This window comes from Ottowia flava (genome assembly GCF_008017535.1).
Lineage (GTDB): Bacteria > Pseudomonadota > Gammaproteobacteria > Burkholderiales > Burkholderiaceae_C > Ottowia > Ottowia flava.
Genome location: NZ_VRUA01000003.1, coordinates 138,209 through 157,734, shown reverse-complemented (window position 1 = coordinate 157,734; position 19,526 = coordinate 138,209). Strand labels below are relative to the sequence as shown.

Here is a 19,526-nt window from a genome sequence, read left to right as displayed (position 1 = left end):
TCCTTATTTGATAGCTGCCTGCGCCCGCCTGGCGAGGGCTAGCCCTTGAAAATCCATCTTTTTTGAGCGCCGAGCACGGCATTCGGATACGGCGCCCGGCCGCGCGAACCGTTGTAGCGCCCGAGCGCCAGAAACAGGTCGCCGCGCTCCCGATCCAGATAGTGGCGCAGGATCACGCAACCGAAGCGCAGGTTGGTCTGCATGTGGAACAGCTTGCCCGGGTCGCCATCGCCGATCACGCGCGTCCAGAACGGCATGACCTGGGTGTAGCCGCGCGCCCCCACGCTGGACACGGCGTACTTGCGGAACGCGCTTTCGACCTGGATCAGACCCATCACCAACGAAGTATCGAGCCCTGCGCGGCGGGTCTCGTACCACACGGTCTGCAGGAACTCGATGCGCGTATCGAAATCCTTCTTGCGGCTGTAAAGCCGGTCGCTCATTTCCGCCAGCCAGCGCAGGTAGGACAGGCGCGCCTCGGTGGTGGCGAAGCTCGGCACAGGCGGGGCGCTGTTGGCGATGGCCGAACTGAGCGCGGTGCGGACCGAGTCGATCATCGGCTCCTCCAGTTGCCCGCCCGCACGAGCAACGTGCGGCACCAGACTCAAGCTGGCCGCGCCGACCGACGCAGTCAGACAGGCGCGCCGCGACAGCCCGGCTGCCACTGGCCCGCGCCCAGGCAGCACCCTCATGCCGCCAGCCAGCCCTTCACAAAGGCCGCGATCTCTGCTGCCGGCACCTTGGTGGCGGCCGTGTCGCGGCGGCGCTGGTACTCGACCACACCGTCCGTCAGGCTCTTGTCGCCGATGGTCACGCGGTGCGGCACGCCGATCAGTTCCCAGTCGGCGAACATGGCGCCCGGGCGCTCGCCGCGGTCGTCCAGGATCACGTCGACCCCGGCCGCCATCAGCTCGGCGTACAGCGCCTCGGCCGCGGCCTTCACAGCCTCGCTGCGGTCCATGCCGACGGGGCAGATCACCACGGTGAAGGGCGCCAGCGCGTCGGGCCAGATGATGCCGCGCGCGTCGTGGTTCTGTTCGATGGCGGCGGCCGGCAGGCGCGTGATGCCGATGCCGTAGCAACCCATTTCAAAATGGCGCGGCTTGCCGTCTTCCGCCAGGAACGTGGCGTCCATGGCGGTGCTGTACTTGGTGCCCAGGTAGAAGATGTGGCCGATCTCGATGCCGCGCTCGATCGCCAGCGTACCCTTGCCGTCGGGCGCAGCGTCGCCGGGCACCACATTGCGGATGTCGGCCACGGCATCGGGCTCGGGCAGGTCGCGGCCCCAGTTCACGCCGGTGAGGTGAAAGTCTTCTTCGTTCGCGCCGCAAACCCAGTCGGCCATCAGCGCGACCTCGCGGTCGGCCACCAGCTTCACCGGCTGTTTCAGCCCGATCGGGCCCAGGTAGCCGGGCTTGGTGCCGAAGTGCTCAAGAATTTCAGGCACGGTCGCAAAGCGAAAGCCTTGGTCCAGCCCCGGCACCTTGCTGACCTTGATCTCGTTCATGTCGTGGTCGCCGCGCAGGAGCAGCAGCCAGACCTGGCTTTTGACGACCTTGCCGTCTTCGTCGGTCTGGTCGGTGGCCAGCACCAGGGATTTCACGGTCTGCTTCAACGGCAGCTGCAGCAGCTCGGCCACGTCGGCGCAGGTCGACTTGCCGGGCGTCAGCGTCTTGGTCATGGCTTGCGTGGCCGCGCCGCGCGGGCCCGTGGGCTTGAGCGCCTCGGCCTTTTCCATGTTGGCGGCGTAATCGCTGCCGGTGCTGTAGACGATGGCGTCTTCACCGGTGGAGGCGATCACCTGGAATTCTTCGCTCAAATCGCCGCCGATGGCGCCTGAATCCGCCGCCACAGCGCGGTAGGTCAGGCCGAAGCGGTCAAAGATCGCGCGGTAGGCTTTGGCCATGACCTGGTAGCTAACTTTCGCGCTGGCCTCGTCGCGGTCGAAGCTGTAGGCATCCTTCATGATGAATTCGCGCCCGCGCATCAGGCCGAAGCGCGGACGGCGCTCGTCCCGGAATTTGGTCTGGATCTGGTAGAGGTTCTTGGGCAGCTGCTTGTAGCTGCGCAGGTCCTGGCGCGCGATGTCGGTCACCGCCTCTTCGCTGGTCGGCTGAATGACGAAATCGCGCTCATGCCGGTCCTGAACACGCAGCAATTCGGGGCCCATGGTCTGAAAGCGCCCGCTCTCGCTCCACAGCTCGCCCGGCTGGACCACCGGCATCACGCATTCGACGGCGCCGGCGCGGTTCATCTCCTCGCGCACGATGGCCTCGACCTTGCGGATCACGCGCAGGCCCATTGGCATGTAGGTGTACACGCCTGCGCCCAGCTTCTTGATCATCCCGGCCCGCGTCATGAGCTGGTGGCTGACCACCTCCGCATCTGCAGGCGCTTCCTTGAGGGTGCTGATATAGAACTGGCTGGCTTTCATCGGGATCGGGCGTAAGTCCACGCCTTGGATGGGGTTTGTGCCCACTTGCCGGTGTCAATGCACCGTGCATAATGGTCATAACTTATTGAATTTGGGGTTCGATTATGCTTGACCGGGAAGGCTTTCGCCCGAACGTCGGCATCATCCTGCTCAACCAGAAGAATCAGGTTTTTTGGGGTAAGCGTATCCGCACCCATTCCTGGCAGTTCCCGCAGGGCGGCATTGATCGGGGCGAGTCGCCCGAGCAGGCCATGTACCGTGAACTGCACGAGGAAGTCGGGCTCCATGCGGAGCATGTACGCATCGTCGCCCGAACCCGTGACTGGTTGCGCTACGAGGTGCCAGACCGGTTTATCCGCCGCGACGCGCGCGGTCATTACAAGGGCCAGAAGCAAATCTGGTATTTGCTGCAACTGGTCGCCAACGACTGGAATTTGAACCTTCGCGCCACCAACCACCCGGAATTTGACGCTTGGCGCTGGAACGACTATTGGGTTCCACTTGACGTGGTGGTGGAGTTCAAGCGAGGTGTGTACGAAATGGCGCTGACCGAACTGGCGCGCTTCCTGCCGCGCGCTGAACACCGCAACCGCTACCTGCGTGGCGGTGTGCGGCCGCGCGAGCATGGCGGCTTACAACCAATCCAGACCTCCGATCGGCGCGAGCGGCATTCGCCTGACTGCCCGTCCGTCGAATCGGCGCAGCCTGTGGATACGACGCGTACCGCTCGCTCAAATGCGGGCGGACCGCCGGGACTGGAAATCGATTCGTGATCACCGCTACCCGAACCCAACGCGCGTACCGACGCATGCGATGCCTGCTGGCAGCCACACTGCTCGCCGCGAGCATCCCTGCCGGCGCGCAGTACGCGAATGCCGACCTCGCCGACTGGAAGGAAGGCACGGTGCCACCCCCGCCAGCCTACAGCCTTTCAGGCCTGGTCGACATCGAGATGCCACGGGGCTCCTCGGTACGGATGGGCGTTGACCCGAACACGATTGCGCTGAACCACGACACAGGCATCGTGCGCTACGTCGCGGTTGCTCGCGGGCCATCAGCCGTCAACGCAACGTACGAGGGCATCCGGTGCGCCACGGGCGAGTTCCGCATCTACGCACGTCAGGTGCAGGGTGGCGAGTGGACGATGAACAGCGAGACCGACTGGAAGGCCATGCAGGGCCAGAACAACATCATGGTCAAGCACCCGTTGCAGTTGGCGCGCGGCGGCATGTGCATGGGGTCAACGTTGCGCCAAGACGCCAAGGACATCGTGCGAGAGCTGAAGTCTGGCAACCAATCGCTCTACTATTGATAGCTGCCTGCGCAGATGGGGCCAGGGCCAAAGGCCCATTTCATATGCATCAGCGCGTCAGCACCAGATTGTCCCGGTGCACCATCTCGGGTTCGGCGCTGTAGCCCAGCAACTGCGCAATTTCGTTGGACGGCTTGCGGCACAGCAGGCGTGCCTCGGCGCTCGAATAGTTGGCCAGGCCTCGGCCGATCTCTGAGCCCGTGATGTCGCGCACGGCGATCACGTCGCCGCGCGAGAACACGCCCTGCACCTGCGTCATGCCGATCGGCAGCAGGCTCTTGCCCGCGCCGCGCAGCTTGCTGGCCGCGCCCTCATCGACCACCACGGCGCCCCGCAGTTGCAGGTGGTCCATCATCCATTGCTTGCGCGCCTGCGTCTTTTGCGTGGGCGCCACCAGCAGGGTGCCGATGCGCTCGCCGCGCGCCAGGCGCAGCAGCGCGTCGGGCTCGCGCCCCCATGCGATGACGGTGGACGCGCCCGAGCCCGCCGCGCGCTTGGCCGCAACGATCTTGGTCAGCATGCCGCCCTTGCCGATGCTGCTGCCCGCGCCGCCGGCCATGCGCTCCAGCGCCAGGTCGCCCGCGCGCGCTTCGCCGACCAACTCGGCCGCCGGGTCCTTGCGCGGATCGGCGGTGTACAGGCCGCGCTGGTCGGTCAGGATGACGAGCAGGTCCGCCTCCACCAGGTTGGCGACCAGCGCACCCAGCGTGTCGTTATCGCCGACCTTGATTTCATCGGTGACGACCGTGTCGTTCTCGTTGATGACCGGCAGCACTTGATACTGCAGCAGCGTCAGCAGGGTCGAGCGCGCGTTCAGGTAGCGCTCGCGGTCGGCCAAGTCGGCGTGCGTCAGCAGCACCTGGGCGCTGCGCAGGCCCTGCTCGCGCAGCTTGGTTTCGTACATCTGTGCCAGGCCCATCTGGCCGACGGCCGCCGCAGCCTGCAACTCGTTGACCTCGTGCGGGCGCTTGGCCCAACCCAGGCGTTTCATGCCTTCGGCAATGGCGCCGCTGGACACCATGATGACTTCGCGGCGCTCGCCCAAGCCCGTCGCCGCATCACCGCGCGAGAGCACGGCCAGTTGCCGGCACCACTCACCGATCGCCGCTTCGTCCAGGCCGCGGCCTTCGTTGGTGACCAGGCTGGAGCCGACCTTGACGACGATGCGGCGTGCGGAAGCCAACGGGTCGGCCAGATGATGGTGGGTCATTTTTTGGATCAAATCGAGTCGGAGCCCTTGCTGAATCTGCGCAGGCAGCTACGCAATCAATAGCACTCAAGGCCAATCAGGCATCGAAACGCGGGTCGCGCTCAGGCTCGGCCAGCTCGGCCTGCCGCTCTTTGTGCAGGTACGTGTAGATGGCGCGCACCAGCGGCTCGCAGCCTTCGCGCGTCAGGGCCGAGATGCCGTACACCGGCCCGCGCCAGCGCAGGCGTTTGACGAAGTCCTTCACCGTGGCTTCGCGCTCGGCCTCCGGCACCATATCCAGCTTGTTCAACACCAGCCAGCGCGGCTTTTCGTACAGCGTCTCGTCGTACTTCTTGAGCTCTTGCACGATGGCCTTGGCTTGCGCGACCGGGTCCACGCCATCGTCAAACGGCGCAATGTCGACAAAGTGCAGCAGCAGGCGCGTGCGCTGCAGGTGGCGCAGGAACTGGTGGCCTAGGCCTGCGCCTTCGCTGGCACCTTCGATCAGGCCAGGAATGTCGGCCACGACAAAGCTTTGCTCCGGCCCGACGCGCACCACACCCAGGTTGGGATGCAGCGTGGTGAAGGGGTAGTCGGCGATCTTGGGCCGCGCGTTGGACACGGCGGCGATGAAAGTCGACTTGCCCGCGTTGGGCATGCCCAGCAGGCCGACGTCGGCCAACACCTTCAGTTCGAGCTTGAGCTTCTTGCGCTCACCCGGCCAACCGGGGGTCTTTTGGCGCGGCGCGCGGTTGATGGAACTCTTGAAGCGTAGGTTGCCAAAGCCGCCATCGCCGCCCTTGGCGATCATGATTTTCTCGCCCGGCGTGAGCAGCTCGTACAGCACTTCACCCGTGTCGGCATCGCTGATGATCGTGCCCACGGGCATCTTCAGCGTGATGTCGTCTCCGGCCACACCAAACATGTCGGAGCCCATGCCGTGCTGACCGCGCTTGGCCTCGTGGCGGCGCGAATAGCGGTAGTCGACCAAGGTGTTCAGGTTGGGGTCGACCACGGCGAACACGTGGCCGCCACGGCCGCCGTCGCCGCCGTCCGGGCCGCCGAATTCCTTGTACTTCTCGTGCCGGAACGACGCACAGCCGTTGCCGCCATCGCCGGCGGAGATGTCGATGAAGGCTTCGTCAACGAATTTCATGGGGTCTCATTCCAACACGGGGCGCCAAAAACAGCAAAGCCCCGCCAAGGCGGGGCCGCAAGCATCGGGGGTTAGTCCGCCGCGTCAGGCGACGGGCGTCACCACCACGGTGTGCTTGTTCTGCGCGCCTTTGACGGCGAACGACACTTGGCCGTCGACCAAAGCAAACAGGGTGTGGTCCTTGCCCACTCCGACGTTGGTGCCGGGGTGGAACTTGGTGCCGCGCTGGCGCACGATGATCGAGCCGGCGCTGATGGTCTGGCCGCCGAACACTTTGACGCCCAGCATCTTGGGCTTGGAATCGCGGCCGTTCCGTGTGGAACCGCCGCCTTTTTTCTGTGCCATGGTGTGTTACTCCTTACTTGCCGCCGTTGATGGCGCCAATTTCGAGCTCGGTATAGCCTTGGCGATGGCCTTGGCGCTTCTGGTAGTGCTTGCGGCGACGCATCTTGAAGATGCGCACCTTGTCGTGCTTGCCGTGAGCAACCACCTTGGCCACCACGGAGGCGCCGGAGACCGCGGGAGCACCAATCTGCAGATCGCCCTCACCGCCAACGGCGAGCACTTCATCGAAGGTGATTTCCTGGCCTACGTCCGCAGCAATCTGTTCTACTTTGATCTTCTCGCCAGAGGCAACACGATACTGCTTGCCACCGGTTTTTATGACCGCGTACATATAAAAAACCTCTTGAAAAGGATACCGCGAACGGATTTCCGCGGAACTGCGCATTATAGCCAGGCGCTCGCGAGCGCGCAAGGCATCCGCACGCGTACGGAGCAAGCGCTGCGTCGCTCCTATAATTTCTGGTTTGGTCGGCGCCCTTTCAAGCCGACGTTCGCTCGCCTCTTGTTGGCCTCGCCCGCGCGGGGCGTCGTTACCCTTGGATTCCCCTTCTAAACCCAGCAGCCAGTTCGCGGCACTTGCAGCCCAGGAACTGCGCGAAGTCGACGCGACCATCGCTCAACGGCTCACGTCGGATGTGCCTCTCGTCGGCGAAGTGGCGCGTTACATCATCGCCGCGGGTGGCAAGCGGCTTCGCCCGGTCTTGCTGCTTTTAATGTCTGGAGCGCTGGGATGCAAGCATCCGCAGCGCTTCAACTTGGCAGCGGTCGTGGAGTTCATCCACACCGCCACACTGCTGCACGACGATGTCGTGGACGAATCGACGCTGCGGCGGGGGCGCGCCACCGCCAACGAGGTGTTCGGCAATCCGGCCAGCGTGCTCGTTGGAGACTTCCTCTATTCGCGTGCCTTCCAGATGATGGTGGAAGCAGGAAGCATGCGAATCATGCAGATCCTCGCCGATGCCACCAACGTGATCGCGGAAGGCGAAGTGCTGCAGCTGATGAACATGCACGACGCATCGCTGGACGAGGCCGGCTATCTGCGCGTGATCCGCTCCAAAACTGCCAAATTGTTTGAGGCAAGCTGCCGTTTGGCGGCTGTACTGGCCGACGCCAAGCCGGCCGTCGAAGCCGCATGCGCCGAATATGGCCTGTCCCTCGGGACCGCCTTCCAGGTGATCGACGACGTTCTTGACTATGAGGGCGATGCGATCGAAATGGGGAAGAACCTGGGCGACGACCTGCGAGAAGGCAAGGCCACGCTGCCGTTGATCCTGGCAATGCAACTCGCTCCCGCTCCTGACGCCTCCACCGTGCGGGAAGCCATAGAATCGGGCAACACGCAGGACCTGGACAAGATCGTCGCGATCGTTCGCGGCTGTGGCGCACTCGAACGCACCAAGAATGCCGCTGCAGCGCAGGCGCAACAGGCCATCGACGCAATTTGCAGCTTCGATGCCAATCCTTACACCAACAGTTTGCTAGAATTAGCGGCTCAGCTTTTGCAGCGGCGCTCTTAGCCGCAGGTTGCAGCACAAGCTTCGGGGTGTAGCTTAGCCTGGTAGAGCGCTACGTTCGGGACGTAGAGGCCGGAGGTTCGAATCCTCTCACCCCGACCAGGAATCAAGAGTCAAATCAAGCATTTAGCTGGTTTGACTCTTTTTCTTTGTGCATAGCAATTCAGAGTAAATCACCCTATTCGATGGCCCAACAATGGCCCAGAACCTTGGGTGCTCTTGCTGCTTGTAGCAACCCGGCTCTATACTGCCATTCACGACAAACCAGTGTGGCAGGTTGGCGGAGTGGATAGGCGTCCTCCGCCCTCGCTCAGGAAGCGCCTGCACGTTCCTCGGGGGATTCAGCGATAACCCGACACGCCAATCATTGCGCCCGAAATTCCTGGGCCATCTTCCCGGTGGACTGTCGCAGCGCGAAAAGGCGCGACGAGATGCTGAAGTTAGGTTGAGCTTCCTCCAACCGTGCTCTTCGATCTCGGCAGGGCTTTGGTCTCGAAAACTATCAATCGCGCCACGAGCCGCCTGTCGGCTCACGACGAGTTTTCGAGCCATGCAACTTCCCCTGCTGCCAGAAGCGCAAGCTGGCACTCCCATCGTCCGCGCGACCCTTGACTCCCCATCCGCCCCCGTGCGGGTGCTCTTCACCGAGGACTTGTCCCGGATGCTGGGCAAGAGCGTCACCACGATCCGCACCTTCGCCACCAGTTCCAAGTACAGCCACCTGATCCCCCGCCCGTTCAAGATGCCAGGCAGCCGCAGGCTGTGCTGGTACGAACGCGATGTGCTCGCCTGGATCGAGTCCACCAAGCCTGCGGAACCACCACCCCCACGGCGACCACGCGGGCGCCCCACCAAAGCAGAGCAGATAGCCCGCCAACGCTGGGCCGCGACGACTTTCACCCAGCCAAACACTTGAGCAGTGGGGGCCGCAATCACCAGCGCGTCCAACCCGCGCTCGGCTTCCCCGTTTGACGATGCACTGAATTGGCTCTATCGGAAGAACGCTGAAGTGACGGCTCACGCCGCGGCAGCGACAGCTCACCTGCCCGGCAGCCCTCTTTCCGTCAGCATCGAACAAACAGCCACGAGAACTATCCCGAAGATCCAACCCAAAGATAAGGTTGGTACTGGCCGTGCGCTCACACGCGCCGAATCCGCGCTGATTCTGGCAGGAGGAAAAATTGCGGCGACAATGCCCGAAGGGCAGGACATGGCGTTCACTCATGCCGTGCTTTGCCAAGTCGGGCTGCCACGCGCCAAGGTCGAGGGTCGGGAGTTCATGCGCCAGTCCGGGGCCGCATGGGTAAACGTGCAAGCGGGCCTTCTGGATGAAGGCAAAGGGCCTGTGGTGCAGCCTGTGCCCTACGGCCCGATGCCCCGCCTAGCGCTGGCGTGGATTTCCACCTATGCGTTACGCACCGGAGAACAGGAAATCCGCATCGGAGACAGCGCCGCCGAGTTCCTGCGGCTCATGGGCATGGGTGACGACGGCAAACGCTATGCAACTTTGCGCAAGCAGATGCACGCCCTTGCCGCCTGTCGCTTGCAGCTTGGCTTCAAAGGCCGCACCTACAACGGGCAGCCAGTAGAGCAGTTCGACGCATGGCAGAGCAACAAGGACACGACGCAGCGTTCGCTTTGGCCGGGAGTGATGCGGCTTTCTGAAAGCTACTTCGGTTCATTGATCGAAAGCGCAGTGCCGCTCGACAACCGCGCATTGATGGCCCTCAAAGGCTCCGCGCTGGCACTCGACGTATATGCATGGCTGGCCCATCGTCTGCATCGTATCGAGGGCAAGGGCATCATCTTGCACTGGCATTCACTGCGAGAGCAGTTCGCACAAGAGTACACAGGCAAGGATGCCGGCAAGGATTTCAAAAAGAAATTTCTTCCCGCGCTGCGAAAAGTGCTCGCAGCTTATCCACAGGCCAAGGTACAGCAAGTCAGGGGCGGGGTACTGCTAAATGGCTCCCCTCCGCCGATTCCTCTCAAAGGCGGGCCGACGAAGTAGCCTGACAAATACCAAGGCCCTGACGGGCCTTTTTTGCGAGCCTGCAGCGCATTTTTCGCCCATCCCTTGCCCAGCCACGAAAACCGCTCTGCGGTCGCATTTCGGGCCTTGCAGGCGCCTTCTCACCTTTCTTCTCAATTGCCGAGCCTTTGCGGGGGTGCCTGAGTAGCCGTTCAGGCCGCGCAAGGGGGCCGCAGGCCACAGGGGGCCGGGGGGTGGCACGCCCCACGCCGAGGAGCCGCCCTAGGCGGCGGGCTGGAAGCCTTTGGGAGTACGACTCGCCCCCTGCGGGGGCGCGACTGAAGGCCTGGCAGCACCGGTCAAGAGCGAAGTTTTCCCCAAAGATGGCGCCTCAATTACAGGTAAAACATTACAGGGAGAAATTACAGGATTTAGGGGGGGTCTGATTTCCCGAACGAAGGGGGGGCCGATTTCCCGACAAAACGGGGGGTGGGGGGGGGCTGATTGCACGTGGATAACTTTTTTATCCACAGGCCGGGGCACCTGTAGATTTCCAGATGCCCCGGCCCGACACCGGCCAGCTCACTCCCCCCCCTCCAAGCCGCAACCCCCGCTCCAGCATCTGCACCACAGCCAGGTTGATCACCGCTGCCCGGCTCTGCCCCAGCTGCCCAGCGAGCTCATCAACCCGCTCCAGTAAGGGCTCGGTGATGGTGAGTGTGATTTGCACTTTGCGCCCCTTGCGCACCCTGCGTAGTGCCGGGGGTGTATCTACGCCAGCATCCGGCGCACCGGCAATGAAAACGTCAGCCGCTTCGGAGGCGGCAGCACCCGTAGTTTTGGTTGGTTTTCTTGTAATGGCCATACAGCAATCAAAGATTGAAATGCAATGTTTTTAATATTAAAACAATGCGCCCAGCAGTGAATTCAGCTCTGCGATCGCCTTGTCGTCTCTGGGCTTGGCCTCCAGCACGCACAGGCCAGCGCCTGCTGCGTTGGCAAAGGCCTTGCGGCGGCGCAGTGGGGTCAGCAGGTACTCAAACTGCGGCACTTCGGCCACGGCAGCCGCCGCTTCGGCGTTGTCGCTGGAATGCTCGCCAGGGTCGGCGCAGTTGAGTACGGCAAAGGCACGCAGGCCGTCGCGCACGCTGCGCGCCTCATCAACCAGGGCTGCGATGTCACCCAGCGCCCATACGTCATAGCTGCGTGGCTGAAACGGCACCAGCAGCACGTCTGACAAGACCAGCGCCGCACGCAATGCGGTTGAGTCCCGTCCGCCAGCGTCAATCACCACGTCATCAAATTTGGCGGCCTGCTGCTGCACCTGGGCACGCAAGGTGGGGCCATCCGGGTAGGTAGCGCAGGCTATGCCTGGCGTGTGTCCCGCTGCCGCGCGAATGCTGATGGCTGTTTGGGCGGTGCCCTGGCGGTCGCCGTCAATCAGCCACACGTCACGTTCCGCAAGAGCACGGGCGATGGCCAGGTTCACAGCCAGTGTCGTCTTGCCTACCCCGCCTTTGGTGTTCCCAATGGTGATGATCATGTGTATTTCAACTGGTTTTAATATTAAATTGAGTTGTAATTGTATTGTTTAAAGTGAATTCAATCCATAGTCGATTGTATGTGCGAAGGCTCGTGGCCGCGCTGTTCACAGCAGGTTTCGCGCTCTACGACTTGTACCCAAGGCGAAGGCAGTGGGCTCGGTATCGGCTCCACGCGCCGCCTGATTGCTGAGACGGGCATGGCTCTACCTGAATTCCATTTCACGTTACCTGTGCCACACTGATAAGATTCAGTTTTCACTACTTCCGCCAGGACAACCGGGATGAAACGTTGCGTTGTCGGTATTCGCCGACCCGAAACACCCAAGCCTGTCGCCACTGGTCGCGACGAACCAACGGTGTGGTTTCCGTCCATGCCCACGCTGGCGGCGGTGCTGTCCGAGGACAACCGGGCACTACTGCGACTCATCCACGACCAGCGCCCACCATCTCTGACGGCGTTGGCCGAACTCACTGGGCGGCAGGTACCCAACCTATCGCGCACGCTCAGGATGATGGAGAGCTACGGTTTGGTGACACTGAAGAAAAGCGCACGCGAAATTGCGCCGGTGGCGCTCGCCACCAGTTTCAAAATCTTGATTGATTGACTGAGGGAGAGATGACGATGCGAGACGGAGTGATGACCGAAGCTGACACCTGCCGCGAGTTCGTCACGCCCAAGCTGGTCGAGGCAGGTTGGGGCACTGCTCCCTGCACCATCGGTGAGCAGCGCAGCTTCACCAACGGCCGCATCATCGTCGCGGGCGGCAAGGTGCGGCGCGGCCAGCAAAAACGTGCCGACTACCTGCTGTACTACCGTCGCGACTACCCGCTGGCCGTGGTGGAAGCCAAAGAGATCGGGGTGCCCGCTGAAACCGGCGTGCAACAAGCCCGCGAGTACGCTGAAATCCTTGGCCTCCAATTCGCCTACGCCACCAACGGCCACCGCATCATCGAAATCGACTACACCACCGGCACCGAGCGGGAGGTAGATCGTTACGCCACACCGGATGAGCTGTTCGCCCGCCTGACCAGTGCCGCACGCCTGCCGCCGGAGGGAGCAAAGCACCTGCTGGAGCCCTTCAATCTGACTTCTGGAAAGGTGCCGCGTTACTACCAGCAAATTGCCATCCAGCGTGTGATCGAGGCGATCCTGCTGGGCCAGAAACGCATCCTCGCCACGCTGGCCACCGGCACGGGCAAGACCAATGTGGCCTTCCAGGTTTGCTGGAAGCTGTGGAACAGCAAATGGAACCGCACAGGTGAATACCGCCGCCCCAAAATCCTGTTCCTCGCTGATCGCAACATCCTAGTCGATGACCCCATGGCCAAGATGTTCGCGCCCTTCGGCGATGCCCGGCACAAGATCAGTGGCGGCGACACCAGCCAAAGCCGGGATATGTACTTCGGCATCTATCAGGCGCTTGCCACTGCCAACGCCGACGTGTTCCGCCAATACCGCCCGGATTTCTTCGATCTCATCATCATCGACGAATGCCATCGCGGCTCCAGCCGCGATGAAAGTGCGTGGCGCGCGGTGCTCGACTATTTCTCGCCCGCCGTGCAGTTCGGCATGACGGCCACCCCGCTGCGCGAAGAATCGCGCGACAGCTACGAATATTTCGGCAACCCCGTCTATACCTACAGCCTGCGTCAGGGCATAGAGGACGGCTTTCTTGCACCCTACCGCGTGCACCGCGTCATCACCACCGTGGATGCCGCAGGCTGGCGGCCCAGCAAGGACGAGCTCGACCGCTTTGGCCGCGAGGTGCCCGACGACGAATACCAGACCAAGGACTTCGAGCGCGTCGTCGCACTGCGCGCCCGCACGCGAGCTATGGCCCGCCACCTGACCGACCTGCTCAAAGGCACCGACCGCTTCGCCAAAACGCTGGTGTTCTGCGTCGATCAAGAGCACGCCGCCGAGATGCGGCAGGAGCTCATCAACCTCAACAGCGACTTGGTGCAGCAGTATCCCAATTACGTCTGCCGCGTCACCGCCGATGAGGGCGACATCGGCCTCGCGCACCTGGCCGATTTTCAGGACGTGGACAAGACCACGCCCGTCATCCTCACCACCTCGCAGTTGCTGACCACCGGCGTCGATGCCGAGATGGTCAAAAACGTAGTGCTGGCCCGTGTGGTGGGTTCTCGTTCAGAGTTCAAGCAGATCATCGGGCGCGGTACTCGGCTCAAGGTGGACTACGGCAAGGAATACTTCAACATCATCGACTTCACCGGCACCGCCACGCAGCACTTCGCCGACCCGGATTTCGATGGCGATCCGGCGCGCATCGAGGTAGTGACGGTTGATGAAGCGGGCGAGCAGATTGGCGCAACCGCCACCGAGCCGCAAGCGCAGACAGACGTACAGGAAGAAACGAAATACCCGGAGCAAGAGGAACAGATCGGCCCCGGCGTCGGCCACCTGATCGGCGAGCCGCCGCCAGAACCGCGCAAGTTCTACATCGATGGCGGCGAAGTCGAAGTCATCGGCCACCTGGTCTATGACCTTGACACCGACGGCAAGAAGCTCCAGGTCGTCAAATACACCGACTATTCCGGCCGGGCGCTGCGCACCTTGTACCCCACGCGCGAGGCGCTGCAATCCAAATGGGCCGACCCGGACACGCGCGCTGAGGTGCTGCGCGAGCTGACCGAGCGCGGCATCAGCTTTGAGGAACTGGCCTCCAGCAGCGACCAGCCCGACGCCGATCCCTTCGACCTGCTGTGCCACCTGGCGTGGAACGCGCCGCTGCGCACACGCCGCCAACGTGCCGAAGCCGCCAAGCGCCAAACCCAAGACCTGTTCGCGCAGTACAGCGACACCGCACGCGAAATCCTCACGCTGCTGCTCGACCGCTACATCGAGCGCGGCATCATCCAATTCAACGCGCTGTCCGAGCTGATGAAGGTGCAGCCCTTCGACCGCTACGGCTCGCCCTTCGAGATCGCCACCCGCCACTTCGGCGGCGTGCCCGCGATGCGCGAGGCTGTCACCCGGCTACAAACGGCGCTGTATCAATAACGACACCCATAAGAAGCCCCCACCCGATGGCCACCGCCAAAAGAAAAACTCCGCTCACCACCCGCGACAACCTCTCCGCACTGATCGGCAGTGCACGCAAGATTCTGCGCAAGGACAAGGGCCTCAACGGCGACGTGGATCGCCTGCCTCTCCTCACCTGGGTGATGTTCCTCAAGTTCCTCGACGACCTTGAGTTCAAGCACGCGCAGGAAGCCGAGCTCGACGGCAAGCGCTACCAACCCATCATCGAAGCGCCCTACCGCTGGCGCGACTGGGCCGCGCGCGAAGACGGCATCACCGGCGACGAACTGCTGGCCTTCATCGGGCAGGAGCACACGCACCGCGCCGACGGCAGCTTTGGGCAAGGCCTGTTCGCCTACCTGCGCGCGTTGGCGGGCGAAGGCGAAAAAGGCAGCCAGCGCGAAGTCATCGCCAACGTGTTCAAGGGCGTGCAAAACCGCATGGTCAGCGGCTACCTGCTGCGCGACATCGTCAACAAGATCAACGGCATTCACTTCAACGCCAGCGAAGAAATCCACACCCTCTCGCACCTGTACGAATCCATGCTGCGCGAAATGCGCGACGCGGCGGGCGACAGCGGTGAGTTCTACACCCCGCGTCCCGTCGTGCGCTTCATGGTGCAGGTGATCGACCCGCAGTTGGGCGACACCGTGCTCGACCCCGCCTGCGGCACCGGCGGCTTTCTGGTGGAAGCCTTCGACCACCTCCACGCCCAGGTCAAGACCACCGAGCAGCGCCGCACGCTGCAGCAGGGCACGCTCAGCGGTCAGGAAGCCAAGCCGCTGCCCTACATGCTGGCCCAGATGAACCTGCTGCTGCACGGGCTGGAAGCTCCGCAGATCGCCTACGGCAACACGCTGGAGCGGCGCATCAACGAGATCGGCCACGCCGAGCGCGTGGACGTGATCCTGACCAACCCTCCCTTCGGCGGCGAGGAAGAGGCAGGCATCAAGGCCAACTTCCCGCCGACCATGCAGACGGCGGAAACCGCGCTGCTGTTCCTGCAATACATCATGCGCAAGCTGCGCGTGGCCGGTGCTCCGACTTTTCACGGTTCAGCGAGCAAGAAAGCCGCCAAGCGTGGTGGCCGTGCAGCCGTCGTCGTGCCCAACGGAACCCTGTTCGGCGATGGCGTGGCCGCCGTCATCAAGGCCGAGTTGCTCAAGGAATTCAACCTGCACACCATCGTGCGCCTGCCGCAAGGCGTGTTCGCGCCCTACACCGACATCCCGGCCAACCTGCTGTTCTTCGAGCGCGGCGGGCCAACGCAAAACATCTGGTACTACGAGCTGCCCCTGCCCGAAGGCCGCAAGAAATACAGCAAGACCGCACCCTTGCAGTTCGACGAATTCGCGCCCGTACTGGCGTGGTGGACTCAGCGCGAGGAAGGCCCGCAGGCCTGGCAGGTCAACGCTGCCGATATTGCGGCCAGCAACTACAACCTCGACCGCAAGAACCCCAACGCCAAGGCCGGGCTGGAATACGCCGACCCGAAAGACCTGATCGCCTCGATGCGCGGGCACGAAACCGAGGTGATGCGTCTCTTGGGCGAGATCGAAGCCTTGGTGGCCGAGGTACAGGCATGACCGATCGCAGCACGCCAGCCATTCTGGATCAGGAAGACTACGCTGCCGTTCATGGCGATATCGTCGCGCTGTTGGAGGCCGCCCGCCGCGCCGCTGCACGTAGCGTTAACGCAGTGATGACGGCCAGCTACTGGGCGGTTGGCCAGCGCATCGTGACATTCGAGCAAGGTGGGCAGGAACGAGCCGCCTACGGCGAAGCATTGATCGAACGCCTCTCGGCTGACCTGTCGGCCCTGTTTGGTCGTGGCTTCAGTAAGCAGAATCTTTGGCAGATGCGTGCCTTCCACTTGGCATGGCCCGCACGCCAAATTGCGCAGACGCTGTCTGCCAAATCGCCCGTTGCTCCCATTCTCCAGACACTGTCTGGAGAATCTTCACAGGCGGGAACTCTCCAGACGGTGTCTGGGCAATCCCCGGATCTATCTGCACTGGCCCAAGTCTTCCCGCTGCCTTGGTCAGCCTATGTGCGCCTGCTCTCGGTCAAAAACCCGCAGGCCCGTGCCTTCTACGAAACCGAAACGCTGCGCTGCGGCTGGTCTGTGCGCCAGCTCGACCGGCAGGTGAACAGTCAGTTCTACGAGCGTATCGCCCTGTCGCGCAACAAGGCCGCCATGCTGGGAAAGGCCGAGGTGGCCGAGCCCGGCGACGCCCTCACGCCCGAGCAGGCCATCAAAGACCCCTTCGTGCTGGAGTTCCTGGGTCTCAAGGATGAGTATTCTGAATCCAACCTGGAAGACGCACTCATCCAACACCTGGCCGATTTTCTGCTGGAGCTGGGTGACGACTTCGCCTTCGTGGGCCGTCAGCGCCGCTTGCGGTTGGACGACAGCTGGTTTCGTATCGACCTCCTGTTCTTTCACCGCAGCTTGAAGTGTCTGCTGGTCATCGACCTCAAAGTCGGCCAATTCAGTTACGCCGACGCGGGGCAGATGCACATGTACCTCAACTATGCCCGCCAGCACTGGATGAAGCCGGGCGAGAACCCGCCCATCGGGCTAATCCTGTGCGCAGGCAAGGGCAGCAACGAAGCGCATTACGCACTGGAAGGCTTGTCCAACAAGGTGCTGACGGCTGAATACCGGACGGCGCTGCCGGATGAAAAACTGCTGGCCGAGGAATTGGAGAAAACGCGGCGAGAGCTGGAGGCACGGCGGATTGCGCGTGGTGACGAGGGCGGCGTATGAAGACGTGGCCTAAAGTTGCCTTGGCAGACATTGCGCCGCTTGTTCGGAGACCAGTGGAAATTCACCATGATCAGGCATACCCAGAGCTTGGTATTCGGTCATTCGGCCGAGGGACTTTCCACAAGCTGGCGCTGTCAGGGGCGGATGCCGGAAACAAACGATTGTTCCGAATTGAGCCCGGTGATTTGGTTTTCTCCAATGTATTCGCTTGGGAGGGGGCCATTGCCGTCGCTTCATCCATTGACACTGGGCGCTTTGGATCGCACCGGTTCATGACCTGTGTAGTCGATCCGACAAGAGCAAATGCCACTTTCCTGAAGCTGTACCTGACCACAGCTCCAGAAGGTCGTGAGCAGGTGTTGAAAGCATCACCCGGTGGCGCAGGGCGCAATCGAACCTTGGGCGTGGAGAAGTTGGGGGTAATCGAAATCCCACTCCCGCCCCTCGCCGAACAGCAATCCATCGTCGCCCGTATCGACGCACTGGCCGAGAAAACCCGGCAGGTCGAAGCGCATCTGGATGCCGCCGAGCGCGACGCCGAGCACTTGCTGGCACTGCGCTTTCGCGATGCCATTGCTAACGCTCCGCTGCGTGCCATGGCAGAAGTGGCGCCACTGATACGGCGTGACGTGGCCATCGATCTGGAAGCCAGCTACACCGAACTGGGTGTGCGGAGCTTCTACAAAGGCACGTTCCATCGCCGCACGGTCGCAGGCTCGGAGTTCACATGGCAAAAGATGTTTCGCGTGGAAGAAGGTGATCTGATCTTCAGCAACATCATGGCCTGGGAACAGGCCATTGCTCTCGCCAAATCGGAAGATCAAGGCTGTGTCGGCAACCACAGAATGCTGACCTGTGTCGCAGACCGGACGAAGGCTGTTCCAGGGTTTCTGGCCTACTACTTCAGGACGGAAGAAGGGTTTGCCAAAGTCTATGCGGCCTCTCCCGGTACCGCCGCGCGCAACCGCACTCTGGTTGCCACCAATCTGGAGGCGATTAGAGTCCCCGTGCCTCCACTACCCGTCCAGCAATCCTTCGACCGCCTGCAAGCCGAAGTCGCAGCCCTCAGAGTCCAACACGCCGAACTTCGCGCTGCCAACGCAGCCCTGCTGCCCGCGACGTTGGAGCGGGTGTTTGCTGGAGGCGACTGAACCGTTATGACAGCCGCCGAATTGCCAGACGATTTCCTCGCAGACATCCAAGAAATTTTCCGTAAAACGCCGGTGCTGCTCGTTGGGTCAGGCTTTTCCTGTGGCTATGGCCTGCCCGGCATGGGCATCTTGGCTGAGCACTTGGCCACCGCCGTGCATGATGCTTTGACGTCCCATGGCGCACGGAATGTTTGGGCACAGTCGGTCGAAGCGGTAAAGAAAAACCTGGAGGCGGGTCTGAGTCGCATTCCGCTTGGCATACCAGAATCGGAAGAAATCGTGTCGGCGATACGTGCAACCACGGCGAAGCTGATACTTGAGAGCGTCATTGCTGCTGAGGCAAAAATTCTTGGCGCGGGAGCCACAGGCGGCCACGCGCCATCGCGCCTTCTACATCGCTTGTTCAGTGGGTCGCCTCAAAACGCAGAAAGTATCCACGTCATTACGACTAATTACGACACCTTGTTGGAGTTGTTCTGCGATCTGGCAGAGCTCCCCCTGGACACGGGGTTCACGGGGTTCCGTCGGCGCAAGCCGCGTCCCCATCCGCTATTCCAGGCGCAATACAGCCGTGTCCTGGTGGCTGAAAAACGCCAGCAGCAACTCGACCACCGTCTCTGCAAAACCGTACGCCTGTACAAGCCACATGGATCAATCAGTTGGCTGACAACCAACGATGGGCCAGTGGAAGTCCTCAATGACGTTTCTGCGGTCGGGCGAGCCATTGTTGTACCCGGCCCATCCAAGTATCAGGATGCAATGGTCAACACGTTGTTCGACGCGATGCGCAGCGAGATGAATGATGTGCTCTTGAAGGCTGAAGCCTTGTTGTGCCTCGGCTTCGGTTTCAATGATGATCACTTGCAGGGGGTCATCAAGCGCCGCTTAGCGGCAGGAATGCCCGTCATCATCGTGACCCGCGATGCGACTCCAAACATCGACCAACTACTCCGCGACCACGCGCATGTGATTGCAGTGTTCAAGTCTGGAGATGGGGCGGTATGTCACTGGAACGGAAATACCCTGCAATCACCGGAGCCGCTCTGGCAGCTCGATGACTTCTTGAAAAAATTCTTGGAATGAGACAACG

At 62.3% G+C, this 19,526-nt stretch carries 19 protein-coding genes and 1 tRNA gene; 12 read left to right on the top strand and 8 right to left on the bottom strand.

Annotation, left to right across the window (positions count from 1 at the left end; translation table 11 throughout):
• Nucleotides 1-38 precede the first annotated feature (38 nt).
• Entirely contained in the window at nucleotides 39-692 is a 654-nt protein-coding gene (locus FVQ98_RS04925; RefSeq protein WP_147912316.1) for a lytic transglycosylase domain-containing protein, read from the bottom strand.
• The gene (locus FVQ98_RS04920) at nucleotides 689-2,434 is read right to left on the bottom strand and encodes a proline--tRNA ligase (RefSeq protein WP_147912527.1); all 1,746 of its coding nucleotides are present in this window, start codon (nucleotides 2,432-2,434) and stop codon (nucleotides 689-691) included. The genes FVQ98_RS04925 and FVQ98_RS04920 overlap by 4 nt, the downstream gene beginning before the upstream one ends.
• Before the next feature lie 104 nt (nucleotides 2,435-2,538).
• Between FVQ98_RS04920 and FVQ98_RS04915 the strand changes: the two genes are divergently transcribed.
• Nucleotides 2,539-3,207: an RNA pyrophosphohydrolase gene (locus FVQ98_RS04915; protein WP_370512919.1), complete on the top strand. Its 669-nt coding sequence runs from the start codon at nucleotides 2,539-2,541 to the stop codon at nucleotides 3,205-3,207.
• Nucleotides 3,204-3,746, top strand: a complete 543-nt coding sequence (locus FVQ98_RS04910; RefSeq protein WP_147912315.1) for a CNP1-like family protein — start codon at nucleotides 3,204-3,206, stop codon at nucleotides 3,744-3,746. The genes FVQ98_RS04915 and FVQ98_RS04910 overlap by 4 nt, the downstream gene beginning before the upstream one ends.
• A 49-nt stretch (nucleotides 3,747-3,795) precedes the next feature.
• On the opposite strand, the gene proB is transcribed toward FVQ98_RS04910, so the two are convergent.
• The 4 genes from proB to rplU all read right to left on the bottom strand — a co-directional run bounded on the left by proB (nucleotide 3,796) and on the right by rplU (nucleotide 6,767).
• Nucleotides 3,796-4,956, bottom strand: coding sequence for a glutamate 5-kinase (gene proB, locus FVQ98_RS04905; protein WP_147912314.1), 1,161 nt, complete (start codon nucleotides 4,954-4,956; stop codon nucleotides 3,796-3,798).
• A gap of 76 nt (nucleotides 4,957-5,032) precedes the next feature.
• Complete coding sequence (gene cgtA, locus FVQ98_RS04900; RefSeq protein ID WP_147912313.1) at nucleotides 5,033-6,091, bottom strand: Obg family GTPase CgtA; 1,059 nt, start codon at nucleotides 6,089-6,091, stop codon at nucleotides 5,033-5,035.
• 84 nt (nucleotides 6,092-6,175) lie between these two features.
• Entirely contained in the window at nucleotides 6,176-6,436 is a 261-nt protein-coding gene (rpmA, locus tag FVQ98_RS04895; RefSeq protein WP_147912312.1) for a 50S ribosomal protein L27, read from the bottom strand.
• Nucleotides 6,437-6,449: 13 nt separating this feature from the next.
• A complete protein-coding gene (gene rplU, locus FVQ98_RS04890) occupies nucleotides 6,450-6,767 on the bottom strand; it encodes a 50S ribosomal protein L21 (RefSeq protein WP_147912526.1) in 318 nt (105 codons plus the stop codon).
• A gap of 205 nt (nucleotides 6,768-6,972) precedes the next feature.
• On the opposite strand from rplU, the gene FVQ98_RS04885 reads away from it, so the two are divergent.
• The 4 genes from FVQ98_RS04885 (at nucleotide 6,973) to FVQ98_RS04870 (ending at nucleotide 9,964) form a co-directional block, all read left to right on the top strand.
• Nucleotides 6,973-7,956: a polyprenyl synthetase family protein gene (locus FVQ98_RS04885; RefSeq protein ID WP_255507631.1), complete on the top strand. Its 984-nt coding sequence runs from the start codon at nucleotides 6,973-6,975 to the stop codon at nucleotides 7,954-7,956.
• A 22-nt stretch (nucleotides 7,957-7,978) separates the two neighbouring features.
• Nucleotides 7,979-8,055 (top strand) — tRNA-Pro (locus tag FVQ98_RS04880).
• A gap of 448 nt (nucleotides 8,056-8,503) precedes the next feature.
• Nucleotides 8,504-8,869 (top strand): helix-turn-helix transcriptional regulator, encoded by a 366-nt coding sequence (locus FVQ98_RS04875; protein WP_147912311.1) that lies wholly within the window; start codon nucleotides 8,504-8,506, stop codon nucleotides 8,867-8,869.
• Between the two features lie 93 nt (nucleotides 8,870-8,962).
• Nucleotides 8,963-9,964, top strand: coding sequence for a replication protein RepA (locus FVQ98_RS04870; RefSeq protein WP_370512918.1), 1,002 nt, complete (start codon nucleotides 8,963-8,965; stop codon nucleotides 9,962-9,964).
• 484 nt (nucleotides 9,965-10,448) lie between these two features.
• Here FVQ98_RS04870 and FVQ98_RS20220 read toward each other — a convergent pair whose 3' ends face one another.
• Nucleotides 10,449-10,790: a ribbon-helix-helix domain-containing protein gene (locus FVQ98_RS20220; RefSeq protein WP_147912310.1), complete on the bottom strand. Its 342-nt coding sequence runs from the start codon at nucleotides 10,788-10,790 to the stop codon at nucleotides 10,449-10,451.
• 36 nt (nucleotides 10,791-10,826) lie between these two features.
• On the bottom strand, nucleotides 10,827-11,468 hold the full coding sequence (locus FVQ98_RS04860) for an AAA family ATPase (protein WP_147912309.1): 642 nt from the start codon (nucleotides 11,466-11,468) through the stop codon (nucleotides 10,827-10,829).
• Nucleotides 11,469-11,750: 282 nt separating this feature from the next.
• Between FVQ98_RS04860 and FVQ98_RS04855 the strand changes: the two genes are divergently transcribed.
• Genes FVQ98_RS04855 through FVQ98_RS04830 form a run of 6 tightly spaced genes read left to right on the top strand, consistent with a single transcriptional unit; the run spans nucleotide 11,751 to nucleotide 19,519 of the window.
• Nucleotides 11,751-12,074, top strand: a complete 324-nt coding sequence (locus tag FVQ98_RS04855; protein WP_147912308.1) for an HVO_A0114 family putative DNA-binding protein — start codon at nucleotides 11,751-11,753, stop codon at nucleotides 12,072-12,074.
• 11 nt (nucleotides 12,075-12,085) lie between these two features.
• Entirely contained in the window at nucleotides 12,086-14,494 is a 2,409-nt protein-coding gene (gene hsdR, locus FVQ98_RS04850; protein ID WP_147912307.1) for an EcoAI/FtnUII family type I restriction enzme subunit R, read from the top strand.
• A 26-nt stretch (nucleotides 14,495-14,520) separates the two neighbouring features.
• Nucleotides 14,521-16,101, top strand: a complete 1,581-nt coding sequence (locus tag FVQ98_RS04845) for a class I SAM-dependent DNA methyltransferase (protein WP_147912306.1) — start codon at nucleotides 14,521-14,523, stop codon at nucleotides 16,099-16,101.
• Entirely contained in the window at nucleotides 16,098-17,285 is a 1,188-nt protein-coding gene (locus tag FVQ98_RS04840) for a PDDEXK nuclease domain-containing protein (RefSeq protein ID WP_147912305.1), read from the top strand. The genes FVQ98_RS04845 and FVQ98_RS04840 overlap by 4 nt, the downstream gene beginning before the upstream one ends.
• Nucleotides 17,282-18,436 carry a restriction endonuclease subunit S gene (locus FVQ98_RS04835; RefSeq protein ID WP_147912304.1) on the top strand — a complete coding sequence of 385 codons (1,155 nt, stop codon included), beginning with the start codon at nucleotides 17,282-17,284 and terminating at the stop codon, nucleotides 18,434-18,436. Before FVQ98_RS04840 ends, FVQ98_RS04835 begins: the two co-directional genes overlap by 4 nt.
• Before the next feature lie 6 nt (nucleotides 18,437-18,442).
• Nucleotides 18,443-19,519 carry an SIR2 family protein gene (locus tag FVQ98_RS04830; protein WP_147912303.1) on the top strand — a complete coding sequence of 359 codons (1,077 nt, stop codon included), beginning with the start codon at nucleotides 18,443-18,445 and terminating at the stop codon, nucleotides 19,517-19,519.
• Nucleotides 19,520-19,526 lie beyond the last annotated feature (7 nt).